Consider the following 14,554-nt stretch of genomic DNA (forward strand, 5'->3'; position numbering starts at 1 on the left):
AAGGTATCTCTCTGGCGCGCTCGGCCATTGCCGGGGGAGGCAACGGCGGCTCGCCGAACGGGGTAAGGGGCGGACGCGTGCGTCATCCCGTCGTCGCGGCGATGGCCGAAGACGACTGCGACCGGCCCGAAGAGGGCTGTCGGTTCACGGGAGAAGCAGGCGGAAATGCCCATGGGTTCTGGTAGGTCCTCGACCCGCACGCGCCGAGGGCGTCGCAAGGTCCGGTTCGGAATAGGCCCGGCTTTGTCGATCGATGGGCCAGTCAGTCAGTGACCACGGTCAGAGACGGGGGGCGACACGATCCGCGAAGGCGGGAAGTCGGCACCGCGCCGGGGCCGCGCCAAACCGACAAAGCGGCGGCGCGATCGTTCGCGGACGGATACAAGCATAAGCATCAAGTCACGGAATGGAAAGGCAGCCCTCGGCTTTGGGTGGCGAATGCGCAGAAAGCGCTGTCGCTTAACCCAATCCAAACCGGGCCCTGCCACAACGGAACCAACGATAAAGGTGGGCCCGCCGTCAGAATGACTGGTCGCAAGTATTTTAACCTGTCCGGCTGGGGCCCGCGTGAGTGGGCCATGACCGCGCTCGCCCTGCTGGTGCTGGGCGTGGTGCTGCTGGTCAGTACGCGCGGTCTGGCGGCCGGCGCGAGCGGTGACGTGCGCGGCGTGCGCTTCGGCGGGGACGTGCAGCGGACCCGGGTCGTCATCGATCTGGACCGGTCCGCTCGCGGAGAGGTGATCGAGAGCGGGGACCGCGGATCGGTCGTCCTGACCCTGGCCGGGGTTGGCGCCGGTCGCGGCGTTGACGGCGCGGGCTCGGGACTGGTGCGCGACTGGCGCGTCACTGCATCGGGCACGGCTTCGCGGGTGCAACTGGGCCTGGCCCGGACGGCGCGGATCGAGCGTCGGTTCCTGCTGCCGCCCGGCGACGGGGTCCCCTACTATCGCTATGTCATCGATATCGCCGCGACCGGATCGGCTGCGATTCCGGCGGCTGCGCGCCAGGCCCCGCGTCCCGAACAGCGCCGCGCCGGGCGCCCGTTGATCGTCATCGACGCCGGTCACGGCGGCCGCGATCCGGGCGCGCAAGGCGCACAGCGCAGCGAGAGCGAGGTCACCCTGGCCGCCGCCCTGGCCCTGCGCGACGAACTCACCCGGACAGGCCGCTATCGCGTCATGCTGACGCGCGAGACCAATGTCTATGTCGACCTGTACCGCCGGGTGCGGATCGCGCGTCAGGCCGACGCGGACCTGTTCATCTCATTGCACGCCGACGCCGGGGCCGATCCGGCCACGCGCGGGGCGTCGGTCTATACCCTGTCCGAACAGGGGGCGACGCGGGCCGTCCGCGAAGTGACACGCAGCGATGACTGGCACCGCGACCTGCATCTTCCGGGGCGGGATCCTTCGGTGGACCGGATCCTGCTCGACATGACCCAGAGGGCGACCCAGAATCGTTCGGCCCAGTTCGCCCGCGTCCTGCTGACCCACCTGGAGGCCGCCGACCATCCGCTGCTGCGCCGCAGCCACCGCGACGCCGGTCTGGCCGTGCTCCTGGCCCCCGACGTGCCGGCCGTGCTGCTGGAGATGGGGTTCATCACCAATCCCGACGACGAGCGGGCGCTGGGCGACACCGGTCAGCGACGCACGCTGGTCCGCGCCGTGGCCGAGGGGATCGACCGCTATTTCCGTGAACCGTCGGCAGGAACCCAGATCGCCGGCATGCCGAGCGCGGGCGGCTGATCCTGGACGATTCCGGCCTTCCCGCCGGACCCGGCGCGGGTTACATCGGGCCAAGGGCGTAGTCGGAGAAGTCTTGGTGAAGGTTGCCGAACGGTGGTTCGTGATTGCGGGCATCGGCCTTTTGGGCGCGATCGCGCTCGCGGGGCTGATCGTGGCGGTTTACGCCGCCTGGCTGTTCCATGACCTGCCCGACGCATCCGAGCTGGCCGACTATCGGCCGGCGACCGCGACGCGGGTCTATGCCGGCGACGGGACCCTGATCGGCGAATTCTCGGACGAGCGCCGCATCTATGTGCCCTACGAGCAGATTCCGACGCCGGTCGTGCAGGCCTTCCTGGCCGCCGAGGACCGCAACTTCTTCCAGCACGGCGGTATCGACGTGTCGGGCCTGGGCCGGGCGATGCTCAAGAATGTCTTCAACGCTGCCACCGGACGGCGGCTGGAGGGCGGTTCGACCATCACCCAGCAGGTCGCCAAGAACGTCTTGCTGACCAATGAATCGACCATCGGCCGCAAGCTGAAGGAAGCCATCCTGTCCAGCCGCCTGGAGGCGACGCTGTCCAAGGAGCAGATTCTCGAGCTGTATCTGAATGAGATCTTCCTGGGTTACCGGTCCTACGGCGTGGCCTCGGCCGCCTACAACTATTTCGGCAAGTCGCTGGCCCAGTTGACGCCGGACGAGGCGGCCTTCCTGGCGGCCCTGCCCAAGGGCCCCAACAACTATCATCCGAAGCGGCACCCCGAGGCGGCCAAGGGACGTCGCGACTGGGTTCTGGGCGAGATGGCGCAGAACCGGTTCATCACCCAGGCGCAGTACGTCGAGGCGATCGCGCGTCCGCTGACGACCCGCGCCGCCCCACGCCGCGCCGAATACCAGGACGCCGACTTCTTCGTCGAGGAAGCGCGTCGTCAGGCCGCCGCCAATCCGGAGTTCGGCGACCAGCTGAACGCCGGCGGCTTCTACATGCGCACCACCCTGGATCCTTCGCTGCAGACGGCGGCGCGCGACGCCCTGATGCGCGGGCTCGAGAACTACGACCGCCGCCATGGCTGGCGCGGGGCCTGGGGCACGACCGACTTCGCGCCGGGCTGGCAGGCCGTGGCCCTGCGCCAGACCGCTCCGCCGGAACGGCGCGAGTGGCGCGCCGCCGCGGTCGAGAGCGTGTCGGGCAACACGGTCCAGATCCGCACTGCCCGTGATGACACGACCGGCAGCCTGATCGTCTCCGATGCCGCCTGGGCCAACGCCAACCGGCCGCTCAAGCGCGGCGACCTGATCTTCGTCGAGCCGCGCAACGGCCAGTTCGCCCTGAAGCAGGTCCCGGCCGTGAACGGCGCCATGGTTGCCATCGAGCCGCAGTCGGGTCGGGTCCTGGCCATGGTCGGCGGCTATTCCTACGCCCTGTCGAGCTTCAACCGTGCGACCCAGGCCCAGCGTCAGCCGGGGTCTTCGTTCAAGCCCTTCGTCTATGCCGCCGCTCTGGAGGGCGACTTCACCCCGGCCTCGATCGTTGTCGACGGGCCTATCAGCTTCGCCGGCGGGGCGAATGGTCAACGCTGGACGCCCGAAAACTACAGCCGTCGCTACTACGGTCCCTCGACACTGCGGCGTGGCCTCGAGCTGTCACGCAACGTCATGACCGTGCGCCTGGCCAACACCATCGGCATGGACAGGGTCGTCGACCTCGCGGCCCGCATGGGCGTGGCCGACAATCTGCAGCCCAATCTGTCGGTGTCGCTGGGGGCAGGGGAGGTCACGGCCTATCACCTCACCGCCGCCTATGCCGCCTTCGTCAACGGCGGGCGGCGCGTCGATCCCTATCTGATCGAATACGTCCAGGACCGGGACGGGGAGACCATCTATCGCGCCGACCAGCGCCGCTGCCGCGACTGCGGCCGCGCCTTCTCGGGCCAGGCCTCCCCCTATCTGGACGCGCGCGGAACCCAGGTAATCGATCCGATCACCGCCTATCAGATCAGCTCGATGCTGGAAGGCGTGGTCCAGCGGGGCACCGCCGCCAGCGCGCGCGGACTGGGCCGCTGGGTCGGCGGCAAGACCGGCACGACTAACGAATATCGCTCGGCCTGGTTCGTCGGATTCACCACCGACATCGTGGTCGGGGTCTATATCGGGTTCGACGACAACCGGTCGCTGGGATCCGGGGAAGCCGGCGCCTCCGCCGCCGTGCCGATCTTTATCGACTTCATGGAAGACGCGTTGAAAGAGCGGCCGGCGCGGCCGTTCGTCCGTCCGCGCGGCGCCATCTTCCGCAACATCAACGGCATCGAGGAGGCCTTCCGCCCCGGCACAGAGCGTCGCCGCGAGGAAGAGCGTCGCGATACCGGCCCCGCCGTGCCGGAGGGGCCGCAGAACTACAACGAAGTCATCCGTCGCGAGCAGCAGGCGGCCGCCGGCATCACGCCCGGACCGTCCGCGCCCCCGCCAACCGCGCCCCCTGCGCCGAAGCAGGAGCCGGCCGAGGATCTGGACGGGCTGTTCTAGGACGCTGGGCAGCAGGGGTCAGGCCGTCGGCAGCAGGAAGGGCGAGCGTCGCCGGCGGGAAGAAAACCTCCTCTACTGCCTGCTGCCTATTGCCTACTGCCTTCGATCCCCCCTATCTCCGCGCCTTCGCACCGTAAGGATTTGCATATGAGACCGGATGTCGAGGCCATGAAGGCCGACATCGAGCAGAGCGTCGCTCTGCTCAGGAGGCGTCTTTGACTGGGATGTCGCCAACCGAAAGCTCGATGAGCTGAACGCACGGGTCGAAGACCCGACCCTGTGGGACAAGCCCGACGAGGCCCAGGCCGTGAGCCGCGAGCGCTCGAAGCTCGAAGCCCAGATCAACACCGTCAAGGCCATGGAGCGCGAGCTCGAGGACGGTGTCATGCTGTCCGAAATGGCCGATGAGGAAGGCGACGAGGCGACGCTGGAAGAGGCGCGCGCCCAGCTGAAGGCCATCAAGGACCGCGCGGCGCGGGCCGAGCTGGAAGCCCTGCTGTCCGGCGAGGCCGATGGCAATGACGCCTATCTGGAAGTGAACGCCGGCGCCGGCGGCACGGAGAGCTGCGACTGGGCGGGGATGCTGCTGCGCATGTATTCGCGCTGGGCCAGGGCGCACGGCTATGAGGTCGAGATGGAGGCGTCGGAAGACGGCGATCAGGCGGGCATCAAGTCGGCGACGATCCTCGTCACAGGTCCCAACGCCTATGGCTGGCTGAAGTCGGAATCGGGCGTGCACCGTCTGGTTCGGATCAGCCCGTACGACGCCGCGGCCAAGCGGCACACATCCTTTGCCTCGATCGGGGTCTCGCCGGTGGTGGACGACACGATCGAGATCGACATCAATCCGTCCGACGTGCGCACGGATACCTATCGCGCCTCCGGCTCGGGCGGACAGCACATCAACAAGACCGATTCCGCTGTCCGTCTGACCCACATCCCGACTAACACCGTCGTGGCCTGTCAGGCCGGGCGATCGCAGCACCAGAACCGCGAACAGGCGTGGAAGATGCTGCGCGGGCGTCTGTATGAGCTGGAGCTTCAGAGGCGCGAGGCCGCGGCCCAGGCCATGGCGGACGCCAAGACCGACATCGGCTGGGGTCACCAGATCCGAAGCTACGTCCTGCAGCCCTATCAGATGGTCAAGGATCTGAGGACCGAGGTCGAGACCTCGGACACACAGGGCGTACTGGACGGCGACCTGGACGCCTTCATGGGCGCAGCCCTGGCGCAGCGGGTCGGCGAGACCCGCGGATCAACGGTGGATTAAAAGATAAGGGCGGCTCCGCGAAGGAGCCGCCCTTATCTCAGTCCTGGACCGTGGATCAGACCGTCTTGAGGTCGATGATCTGCGGCTTGTCCTCGACCGGAGCGGCGGGCGCTTCGAAGTCGGCGGCGGCCGACGCCTGGGCAGCAGGACGCGGAGCAGTGGCGACCGCGGCGGGCGCATCGCGGCGGCTCTGAAGCACGCGACCCTGGAAATAGGCGCCGATGTCGATCGACAGCTGTTCGGCGGTGATGTCGCCGTCGACATAGGCGGTCGAGACCAGCTTCACCTGCTTGCCGTTGACCGCGCCGACGATGCGGCCGCGAACTTCAAGATAGTCGGCGGTGACATTGCCCTCGACGGCGCCGGTCTCGCCGATGATCAGACGGCCGACGCGGACGTCGCCCTTGATCGAGCCGTCGACCTGGAGATCGCCGGCGCCCGAGATATTGCCTTCGAACTGCAGGTCGGACGAGAGGGTCGACAGGCCGCGCGAGGAGGCGATGGGCGAGGGGGCCGGAGCCGCGACGGGGCTGCGGCCCATGCCGGGCGACGGCAGGTCGGGCAGCGGCGGGATCGGCGGCGCGTTGGACGAACGGTCCGGCGTGGCGGGTGCGGGGGATCTGGTTTTATTGAACAATCTGGTCTCCTGCTCGGAAGAAGCGGGCGGGGTTCTGGGGTCGGCCGTCCATCCACACTTCATAGTGCAGGTGAACGCCGGTGGAGCGTCCTGTCGTACCCATGGCGCCGATCCGCTGGCCCAGCGCAATGCGCTGGCCGGGCTGGACGGCCATGGCGTTCAAATGGGCGAAGCGGGTCTTGAAACCGCGACCATGGTCTATCTCAACGGTGTTGCCATACCCTGAACGAACGCCGGCGAAGGACACGATTCCGGGAGCGGTGGCGTAGATCGGCGTGTTCAGGGGGGCGGCGAAATCCTGGCCCTGATGAACCGCCGGACGGCCGTTGAAGGGATCGAAACGGACGCCGAAACCCGAGGTGGTGCGGGCCTGGGTCGGGCGGTCGAACGGCAGGTGTTCGGCGGCGTCCGAAAGGTTGCGCATCTCCGACAGATTGTCGGCGGCGCGGCGGATTCTGACGGCGAAGGGCTCGTCCACGTCGAGGATGGTGGCCAGGGCCTTGGGATCGCTGGCCTCGACCAGAGGTCCACCGAGAGCTGATCCGGAGGCCGCGCCGTATGCGGCCGGGTTCAGGCCCGCGAGGCGGAAGGCGAGGCGCAAGCGTTCGGCGCGGGTCTGGGCGAAGTCGCCGGCCCGTTCGATCAGCCGCTCCTGGTCCATGCGGACCGCGACGATCCGCTGGACCGGACGGGCTTCGGTGGCGCTGAGGGCCGGGGAGGGCGCCAGGGCGGCCTCGGCGCCGTCGACGCCGTGGAACATGCCCATGACGTTGGTCAGGGCCGCGTGGCGGCGCTCGACCATCCGGGCCATCTCGTCTAAGCCGCCCGTCGTGGCGGACATGCGGACGACGGCCGTCTCGAGGCGGGCTTGCAGGTCGGCGTTCAGGCGTTCGGACGCCGCGCGGGCGCGGACCACCTGGGTGTCCGCCTGGCTGCGGGCGATGATGTCGAAGACGAAGCCGCCCGAGGCGACCAGGGTCCATGCGGCGGCGGCGCAGGCGACGCCGGCCATCATCATCTGGCGGCCGCTTGTCAGGACGTAACCGCGCGTGTCGCCGTTCGAGCGCAGATAAACATGGCGCTCAGGAAACCAACGCTCGATCAAAGAGCGTCTGACCACTCTCTGTTCTTCATCCATTTGAACACGCCCCCACGCACTGGAGGCTTTATCCGCGAACTGTTGCCTGTGGGCAATACCGTTCACGCAATGTTAACCACGTTGCCCGTCCTGAGCGATCAAAACGAATCTATTCAGGCGAAGATTCGCGTGCTGGGCGTATTCCGATAGACTGTGGAGGGCGCCGGCTAGACTTCACGGATCCGTCCGGCCTCGGATCAAACCTCTCTTGCGACGGCAAGAACCGCCTCCGCGTGGCCTTTCACCGAGACCTTGCGCCAGACCTTGCGGACCGCGCCTGCGCCGTCGATCAGGAAGGTCGCCCGCTCGACGCCCATATACTGGCGGCCGTAGAGGGTCTTCTCGACCCAGACGCCATAGGCCTCGGTGACGGCCCCGGCCTCGTCGGATCCGAGGATGACCTTGAGGTCGTGTTTGGCCTTGAACCGGTCGAGCTTCTTGACCGGGTCGCGCGAAATGCCGATGACCTGAACGCTGGCCGCCGTGAAGGCGTCGATGTGGGCGGAGAAGGCGATGGCCTCGTTGGTGCAGCCTGGCGTGTCGGCCTTCGGATAGAAGAACACGACCGTAGGGCCGGACACGGTCGCGCGGCCGCCGCCGTCGGCGGGGATGTCGAACGCGGGGGCTTTCGAGCCTTCTTCAACGGTCACTTCAACACTCCGATCCTCCCCGCGAAGGCGGGGACCCAGTTCTGTGGGCGCTCCGGCCCTTTTCCGGTTCGCCACCGCAATCGTTCCCGCGCACCTGTGCCTCACGAAAGCACTGGGTCCCCGCCTTCGCGAGGATGCACGGGAATGGGGTTAGACGGGGCGAACCAGGACGATCTTTTTCTTCCCGAACTGGACCTTGAAGGCTCCGTGATCGGGCAGGAGTTCATCGTAGCTGTGCATCCGATCTTCGACGACAAGTTCGTCATTGATGCGGATCGCGTTGCCGGCCATGTGGCGGCCCGCCTCGCCCAACGACCGAGCGAACCCGGCGGCCTTGACGAGGGCGCGAGTTGAGCGCGCCTGCTCCCATTCGTCCTTGGGCAAGTCGATGACCGGCAAGTCAGCGCTCGTGACGCCCTGCTCGAACGCGCCTTCCGCCGCCGCGCGGGCCGAGGCCGCCGCCCCCGCCCCATGCAGCATCGTGGTGGCCGCGTCGGCCAACGCCTTCTTGGCGTCGTTGATCGCGGCACCTTCCAGAGCTTCGAAGCGGGCGATCTCGTCCAGCGACAGGTCGGTGAACAGGCGCATGAAGCGGCCGACGTCGCCGTCCTCGGCGTTGCGCCAGAACTGCCAGTAGTCGTAGGCGCTGAGCTGTTCGGCATTGAGCCAGATGGCGCCCTGGGCCGTCTTGCCCATCTTGCCGCCGGACGCCGTCGTCAGCAGCGGCGTGGTCAGGCCGAAGGCGGCCTTCTGATCGACACGACGCACCAGGTCGACGCCCGAGACGATATTGCCCCACTGGTCCGATCCGCCCATCTGCAGCGTGACGTTCTGGCGGCGGTTGAGCTCCAGGAAGTCCACCGACTGCATCAGCATGTAGTTGAACTCGAGGAAGGTCATCGGCTGCTCGCGCTCGAGCCGCAGCTTGACCGAGTCGAAGGCAAGCATGCGGTTGACCGTGAAATGGGCGCCGTAGTCGCGCAGGAACTCGACGTAGCCGTATTTCGACAGCCACTCGTCGTTGTCGATCAGGATCGCGTCGGTCGGACCATCGCCGAAGGTCAGAAATTTCTCGAACACCGTCTTGATGGAGGCGATGTTCGACTGGATGGTCGCGTCGGTGAGCTGGGGCCGCGAGGCGTCCTTGCCGGTCGGGTCGCCGACCTTGGTGGTGCCGCCGCCCATGATGACGACGGGCCTGCCGCCCGCCTGCTGGAGCCGTCGCAGCATCATGATCTGGATCAGACTGCCGACGTGCAGGCTGGGCGCCGTGGCGTCGAAGCCGATGTAGCCGGCCACGACGCCGTTCTTGGCCGCCGCATCCAGCTCGGCCGGATGGGTGATCTGATGGATGTATCCGCGCGCCTGAAGCGTCTGCAGGAAGTCGGACTGGAAAACAGGGTCGGTCATGGTCGGCTCCGTTAGCAGGGAGGCCGGCGCTCTGTCTCGGGTGTCGCGCCGGCAAAATGCAGCGCGTGGGTTCGCGGCCGCTCGCTAGATCAGCGGGCGGTAATAGAAGCCGGGCAGGGCGCGGGGCGCGAACATGGGCCGTTCGTAGCGCCCGGCGTTGACCGGCGTCAACCAGCCGCTATCGGTGCAGGATGCGCGCTACGCTGATCCCCTTTCCCGACGAGACCAAGGTCTATCCCGAGGCGATCTCGGTAGAGTTCGAGCGCGAGGACGGCCTGCTGTGGCTGAGGTTCGTCATTGACGACAATCCGGATTTCATCGCCTGGCCCGGCGAGGCGCCGGTCGGGCGGGCCGACGAGCTGTGGAAACACACCTGTTTCGAGGCCTTCGTGACGACCGACGACGGCTATCGCGAGTTCAACCTGTCGCCGTCCGGCCAGTGGGCCAGCTACCGGTTCGACGGGTATCGTGAGGGCATGCGCCCGGCTGACGAGGTCTGTGTGGTCGAGGGGCTCGACGGCGGCTCGGACTACGTCGCACTGGAAGGCCGGATCGAACTGCCGGTCGAGGCTCGCAAGCTGGCCCTGTCGGCGGTGATCGAGACCCTCGACGGGGCCAGGACCTGGTGGGCGCTGGCCCATCCGTCCGATAAGCCTGACTTCCATCATCCCGATTCCTTCGTTCTGGACCTGCCATGAAATTCGGCATCGACCGCCTCGTCTCCGAGCCCGATCTGCAGGCCGCGCTGAAGGGGCGGCGGGTGGCGCTGGTGGCGCATCCGGCCTCGGTGACGGCCGACCTGACCCATTCGATCGACGCCCTGATCGCCTCGGGCGTGCGGATCAGCGCCGCCTTCGGGCCCCAGCACGGGATGAAGGGCGACCTGCAGGACAATATGATGGAGAGCCCGGACGAGACCGATCCGGTCCACGGCTTTCCCGTGTTCAGCCTCTACGGCGAGGTGCGTCGCCCCACCGGCCAGATGATGAGCACGTTCGACGTCGTTCTGATCGACCTGCAGGACCTGGGGACGCGCATCTACACCTTCATCACGACGCTGTTGTACGTGCTGGAGGCCGCGGCCGAGCACGGCAAGGATGTCTGGGTGCTGGACCGTCCCAACCCCGCCGGGCGGCCGGTCGAGGGCACGACCCTGGTCGCGGGCTGGGAGAGTTTCGTCGGCGCCGGGCCGATGCCGATGCGGCACGGCATGACCCTGGGCGAACTGGGTCACTGGTTCATCGACCACTTCAAGCTCAAGGTCGCCTATCGCGTCATCGAGATGCAGGGCTATGACCCCGAGGCGGCGCCGGGCCTCGGCTGGCCGCTGGGAGAGCGGGCCTGGATCAACCCCAGCCCGAATGCGCCCAACCTGTCGATGGCTCGCGCCTATCCCGGCACCGTGATGGTCGAGGGCGCGACCCTGTCGGAAGGGCGGGGCACGACGCGGCCGCTCGAACTGTTCGGCGCGCCCGACATCGACGCCCGGGCCGTGATCGCCGAGATGAAGGCCTTCGCGCCCGAATGGGTGAAGGGCTGTGCCCTGCGCGACATGTGGTTCGAGCCGACCTTCCACAAACACCTCGGCCAGCTGTGCTCTGGCGTCCAGATCCATGTCGAGGGCCCGCACTATGACCACGCCGCCTTCCGGCCGTGGCGGGTCCAGGCCCTGGGCTTCAAGGCAATTCGGCGGCTGTATCCCGACTACGACCTGTGGCGGGACTTCCCGTATGAATACGCGTTCGGGAAGCTGCCGATCGATGTCATCAACGGCGGGCCAAGCTTGCGCGAATGGGTCGATGATGCCGGATCGACGGCGGCCGATCTGGACGCCATCGCCGAGCCGGATGAGGCGGCCTGGGTCGAGGCGCGCAAGCCGTTCCTGATCTACTGACCTAGAACCGCCGCGCCACGCCCACGCCGAACTCCACGTCCGGGCTGTCGTCGTTCAGGCCGAAGTTGAGGCCGAAGTCGATCTGGCTGTCGGGCAGGAAGGCCGGGGTCCAGATGGCGATGAGGTCGGCGCTGGCCTGGGTCGTTTCGACGAGAGGATCGTCGTCGCGGCTGACCCAAACCTCGGCCCCGAGGATCCAGTCGCCGAGATCGCGATCCACGTCGACCGCGAACGAATATGCGGCGTGCGATCCTTCGCCGTCTTCGTCGCCGACGATGTCGAGGTAGGGCGACAGGCCGAGGCCCCACTCATTGCCCAGGTCGATCGAGACGGGGACGACGACGCCGGCCTCGATGCCGCTGGCGCGGACCTCGTCGCCGCCGGTCGGCAGGATGGCGTATCCCATCAGTGCGATTGAGAAACCCTCGCCATCCGGCCGGATCAGCCCTTGGCGGACGGCCAGGAACAGGTCGCCCGTGCCCTCGGCGACGTCCTCGACGCCCGCGACGCGGTCGGTGAACTTCTCGCGCTCGAAGGCCGTGACGCCGATCTGGAATTCCGTTGCCGGGCCGACGCCGAAGCGGGCGGTGATGGACCCGGCCGACCAGCTGTCGATCTCGGCCGCGGCATCCCTCTGGCGCGCGCCATCGAAGGCGCCCACCTCGATCTGCACATGGCCCTGATTCAGCACGCAGCTGGCCGCGCCCTTGCCCGGACGGTCGGCGCAGAAGGGACGCAGATCGTTCGTCTGGGCCGAGGCGGATGCGGATGCGAGCCAGACGCCAGCCAACGCAAGCACGCCCACGGTGAAGTTGCGGATCATGTCAGCTCCCCGAATCCCGAGCTGAACCATAGGGGCAAGCGCAGCCGCGAAGAAGCGGCAGTCAGACGATATCAGGCCGGCTTTTCTTCCAGCCGCTTGTCCAGATACAGGCCCACGCGGCGGTCGACGGCGGGGATATGGTCCTGCCAGAAGTGGCTCGCGCCTTCTTCCAGTTCGTAGTCGATGATGATGCCCTTCTGGGTGCGCAGCTTGTTGACCACGCGCTCGACCTCGACCGGCGGCACGATGGTGTCGGCCGTGCCGTGCAGGAACAGACCGGAGGCCGGGCAGGGGGCCAGGAAGGAGAAGTCGTACATGTTCGACGGCGGCGAGACCGAGATGAAGCCGTCCGTCTCCGGGCGACGCATCAGCAGCTGCATGCCGATGTAGGCGCCGAACTGATAGCCGGCGACCCAGGTCTGGGTGGCGGCAGGGTTGTTGGACTGCAGCCAGTCGAGCGCCGTGGCCGCATCGGCCAGTTCGCCGATGCCGCTGTCGAACTCGCCTTGCGACTTGCCGACGCCGCGCGAATTGTAGCGCAGGGTCGCGAAGCCGCGCTTCTGGAACAGCTGGTACAGGGTGACCGTCACCGGGTTGTTCATGTGCCCGCCCGCCTTGGGGTGCGGGTGCAGGATCAGGGCGATCGGCGCGTTGGCGCGCTTGCCGGGGGAGTAGCGGCCCTCGATGCGACCGGAGGCGCCGGGCAGGATGACTTCAGGCATGGGGCTCTGGAATCCGTTCAACTGTCATTTCGGGCCCGCCGAATACTTGACTACAGGGGTAGGACTTTCTAAGTCCTGTCTGCGTTCGGCCGCCTCGCGAAGCGGCGGGTCATAGCACAGGACCTCCGAAAAGCGCGCGATTTTTGAGGATGGGCGATGCGACTGTCGACCAAGGGACGATACGCCGTGATGGCGATGGCCGATCTGGCTCGGCACGGTCGGTCAGACGCCGGTGCGGGCCGCGCCGTGTCCCTGGCCGAAATCGCAACCCGACAAGAGATTTCATTGAGTTATCTGGAACAGCTGTTTGCTCGACTTAGAAAAAGCGGGCTGGTGCTCAGCGTGCGCGGTCCGGGCGGCGGCTATCGTCTGGCCAAGACGGCCGGCGAAACCGTGGTGTCCGAAATCGTCCTGGCGGTCGATGAGCCGATCCGGGCGGTGCGTTGCGCGGCCCACGGCACGCCGCGCGGCTGCATGCTGGGCGGCGAACGCTGCATCACCCACAATCTGTGGGACGACCTAGGCGACGAGATCCATCGCTATCTGGCCAGTGTTTCTCTGGAGGACGTGATCCTGAACCGCACCAGCCGTCGCCCTGCGAGCGTGGGAGTAGCGGCATGAGCGGCGTCTATCTGGACTACAACGCTTCGGCCCTCGTGCGGCCCGAAGTTCTGGACATCATGACCGAGGCCCTGGCCGACAACGGCAACCCGTCGGCGGTCCATGCGGCCGGTCGGCGGGCGCGGGCGCGGGTCGAGACGGCGCGGGCGAAGGTCGCCGAACTGGTCGGCGCCGATCCGACGGCCGTCATCTTCACCTCCGGCGGCACCGAGGCGAACGCCCAGGCGCTGCAGAGCGCGCTGGCGGCCGGGTGCGAGCGTCTGATCGTCTGCACCACCGAACATCCCTGCGTGGTCGAGGCGGCCATGGCGTCGGGCAAGTCGGTCAAGCCGCTGCCCGTCGATGAGCGTGGCGTCATCGATCTGGTCAAGCTGGGTCAACTGCTGAACCAGACCGGCGGCCGGGCCGTCGTCGCCATCCACCACGCCAACAACGAGAGCGGCGTCATCCAGCCGATCGCCGAGGCGGCGCGTCTGGTGCGTGCTGCGAAGGGCTGGCTGCACGTCGACGCCATCCAGTCGGCAGGCAAGATCCCGGTCGACATGCGCGCCCTGGGCGCCGACAGCCTGACCCTGTCCGCGCACAAGCTGGGCGGGCCGCAGGGCGTGGGCGCTCTGGTGCTGGGCGAGGGATCCTCGGCGGTTCGCATCCTGCACGGCGCCGGTCAGGAGCGCGGCCTGCGCGCCGGGACCGAGAACGTGCCGGGCATCGCGGGCTTCGGCGTCGCAGCCGACTGCGCCGCGCGCGACCTGCCCATGGCCGAGGCGCATCGTCCGTGGCGCGATGCGGCCGAGGCGGCCGTCGAGGCGGCCGGCGCGACTATCCTGGGCAAGGGGGCGCCGCGTCTGCCCAACACCCTGTTCCTGTCGGTCGCCGGCTGGGACAGCCCTCAGGCCCTGATCTTGCTCGATCTGGATGGTGTCATGGTCTCGGCCGGGAGCGCCTGCTCGTCGGGCAAGACCAAGCCCAGCCGCGCCATCGTCGCCATGGGCCGGATGGACCTGGCGACCGGAGGCGTGCGCGTCTCGGGCGGCTGGGGCACCACGCAAGACGATTGGTCACGCTTCGCTGCAGCGTGGACCAAGGCATACGAGACACATTGCGCGCGTCAGGCCGCCCGCGTGAAGGAAACCGCGTAAGA

At 67.7% G+C, this 14,554-nt stretch carries 13 protein-coding genes; 7 read left to right on the top strand and 6 right to left on the bottom strand.

Annotated elements, in window-relative coordinates; translation table 11 throughout:
- The first annotated feature begins 524 nt into the window (after positions 1-524).
- The 3 genes from ACP7AU_RS01315 to prfB all read left to right on the top strand — a co-directional run bounded on the left by ACP7AU_RS01315 (position 525) and on the right by prfB (position 5,518).
- Complete coding sequence (locus ACP7AU_RS01315; RefSeq protein ID WP_426050274.1) at positions 525-1,745, top strand: N-acetylmuramoyl-L-alanine amidase family protein; 1,221 nt, start codon at positions 525-527, stop codon at positions 1,743-1,745.
- 76 nt (positions 1,746-1,821) lie between these two features.
- Positions 1,822-4,248, top strand: a complete 2,427-nt coding sequence (locus ACP7AU_RS01320) for a penicillin-binding protein 1A (RefSeq protein ID WP_426035419.1) — start codon at positions 1,822-1,824, stop codon at positions 4,246-4,248.
- Positions 4,249-4,395: 147 nt separating this feature from the next.
- Positions 4,396-5,518 (top strand): peptide chain release factor 2 gene (gene prfB, locus ACP7AU_RS01325; RefSeq protein WP_426035421.1). Its coding sequence is split into 2 segments (ribosomal slippage): positions 4,396-4,464 and positions 4,466-5,518, totalling 1,122 coding nucleotides; the frame shifts between segments, so codons are not numbered across the junction.
- Between the two features lie 55 nt (positions 5,519-5,573).
- Here prfB and ACP7AU_RS01330 read toward each other — a convergent pair.
- From ACP7AU_RS01330 to tyrS, 4 genes are all read right to left on the bottom strand, one after another.
- A complete protein-coding gene (locus tag ACP7AU_RS01330) occupies positions 5,574-6,155 on the bottom strand; it encodes a bactofilin family protein (RefSeq protein ID WP_426050275.1) in 582 nt (193 codons plus the stop codon).
- A complete protein-coding gene (locus ACP7AU_RS01335) occupies positions 6,145-7,293 on the bottom strand; it encodes a peptidoglycan DD-metalloendopeptidase family protein (protein WP_426050276.1) in 1,149 nt (382 codons plus the stop codon). Before ACP7AU_RS01335 ends, ACP7AU_RS01330 begins: the two co-directional genes overlap by 11 nt.
- A gap of 197 nt (positions 7,294-7,490) precedes the next feature.
- Positions 7,491-7,943 carry a peroxiredoxin gene (locus tag ACP7AU_RS01340; protein ID WP_426035427.1) on the bottom strand — a complete coding sequence of 151 codons (453 nt, stop codon included), beginning with the start codon at positions 7,941-7,943 and terminating at the stop codon, positions 7,491-7,493.
- Between the two features lie 150 nt (positions 7,944-8,093).
- Positions 8,094-9,353 carry a tyrosine--tRNA ligase gene (tyrS, locus tag ACP7AU_RS01345; protein WP_426035429.1) on the bottom strand — a complete coding sequence of 420 codons (1,260 nt, stop codon included), beginning with the start codon at positions 9,351-9,353 and terminating at the stop codon, positions 8,094-8,096.
- A gap of 191 nt (positions 9,354-9,544) precedes the next feature.
- On the opposite strand from tyrS, the gene ACP7AU_RS01350 reads away from it, so the two are divergent.
- Positions 9,545-10,051: a DOMON-like domain-containing protein gene (locus ACP7AU_RS01350; RefSeq protein ID WP_426035431.1), complete on the top strand. Its 507-nt coding sequence runs from the start codon at positions 9,545-9,547 to the stop codon at positions 10,049-10,051.
- The gene (locus tag ACP7AU_RS01355) at positions 10,048-11,247 is read left to right on the top strand and encodes an exo-beta-N-acetylmuramidase NamZ family protein (RefSeq protein WP_426050277.1); all 1,200 of its coding nucleotides are present in this window, start codon (positions 10,048-10,050) and stop codon (positions 11,245-11,247) included. Before ACP7AU_RS01350 ends, ACP7AU_RS01355 begins: the two co-directional genes overlap by 4 nt.
- A 1-nt stretch (position 11,248) precedes the next feature.
- Here the strand turns inward: ACP7AU_RS01355 and ACP7AU_RS01360 are convergent, their stop codons facing one another.
- Positions 11,249-12,070, bottom strand: coding sequence for a transporter (locus ACP7AU_RS01360; protein ID WP_426050278.1), 822 nt, complete (start codon positions 12,068-12,070; stop codon positions 11,249-11,251).
- 71 nt (positions 12,071-12,141) lie between these two features.
- A complete protein-coding gene (locus tag ACP7AU_RS01365) occupies positions 12,142-12,792 on the bottom strand; it encodes an alpha/beta hydrolase (RefSeq protein WP_303695578.1) in 651 nt (216 codons plus the stop codon).
- Positions 12,793-12,948: 156 nt separating this feature from the next.
- Here ACP7AU_RS01365 and ACP7AU_RS01370 point away from each other — a divergent pair, with 156 nt between their 5' ends.
- A complete protein-coding gene (locus ACP7AU_RS01370) occupies positions 12,949-13,413 on the top strand; it encodes an Rrf2 family transcriptional regulator (RefSeq protein WP_426050279.1) in 465 nt (154 codons plus the stop codon).
- Entirely contained in the window at positions 13,410-14,552 is a 1,143-nt protein-coding gene (locus tag ACP7AU_RS01375; protein ID WP_426035439.1) for a cysteine desulfurase family protein, read from the top strand. Before ACP7AU_RS01370 ends, ACP7AU_RS01375 begins: the two co-directional genes overlap by 4 nt.
- The last annotated feature ends 2 nt before the right edge of the window (positions 14,553-14,554 follow it).

Source organism: Brevundimonas sp. SL161, from assembly GCF_049896985.1.
Classification (GTDB): Bacteria; Pseudomonadota; Alphaproteobacteria; order Caulobacterales; family Caulobacteraceae; genus Brevundimonas.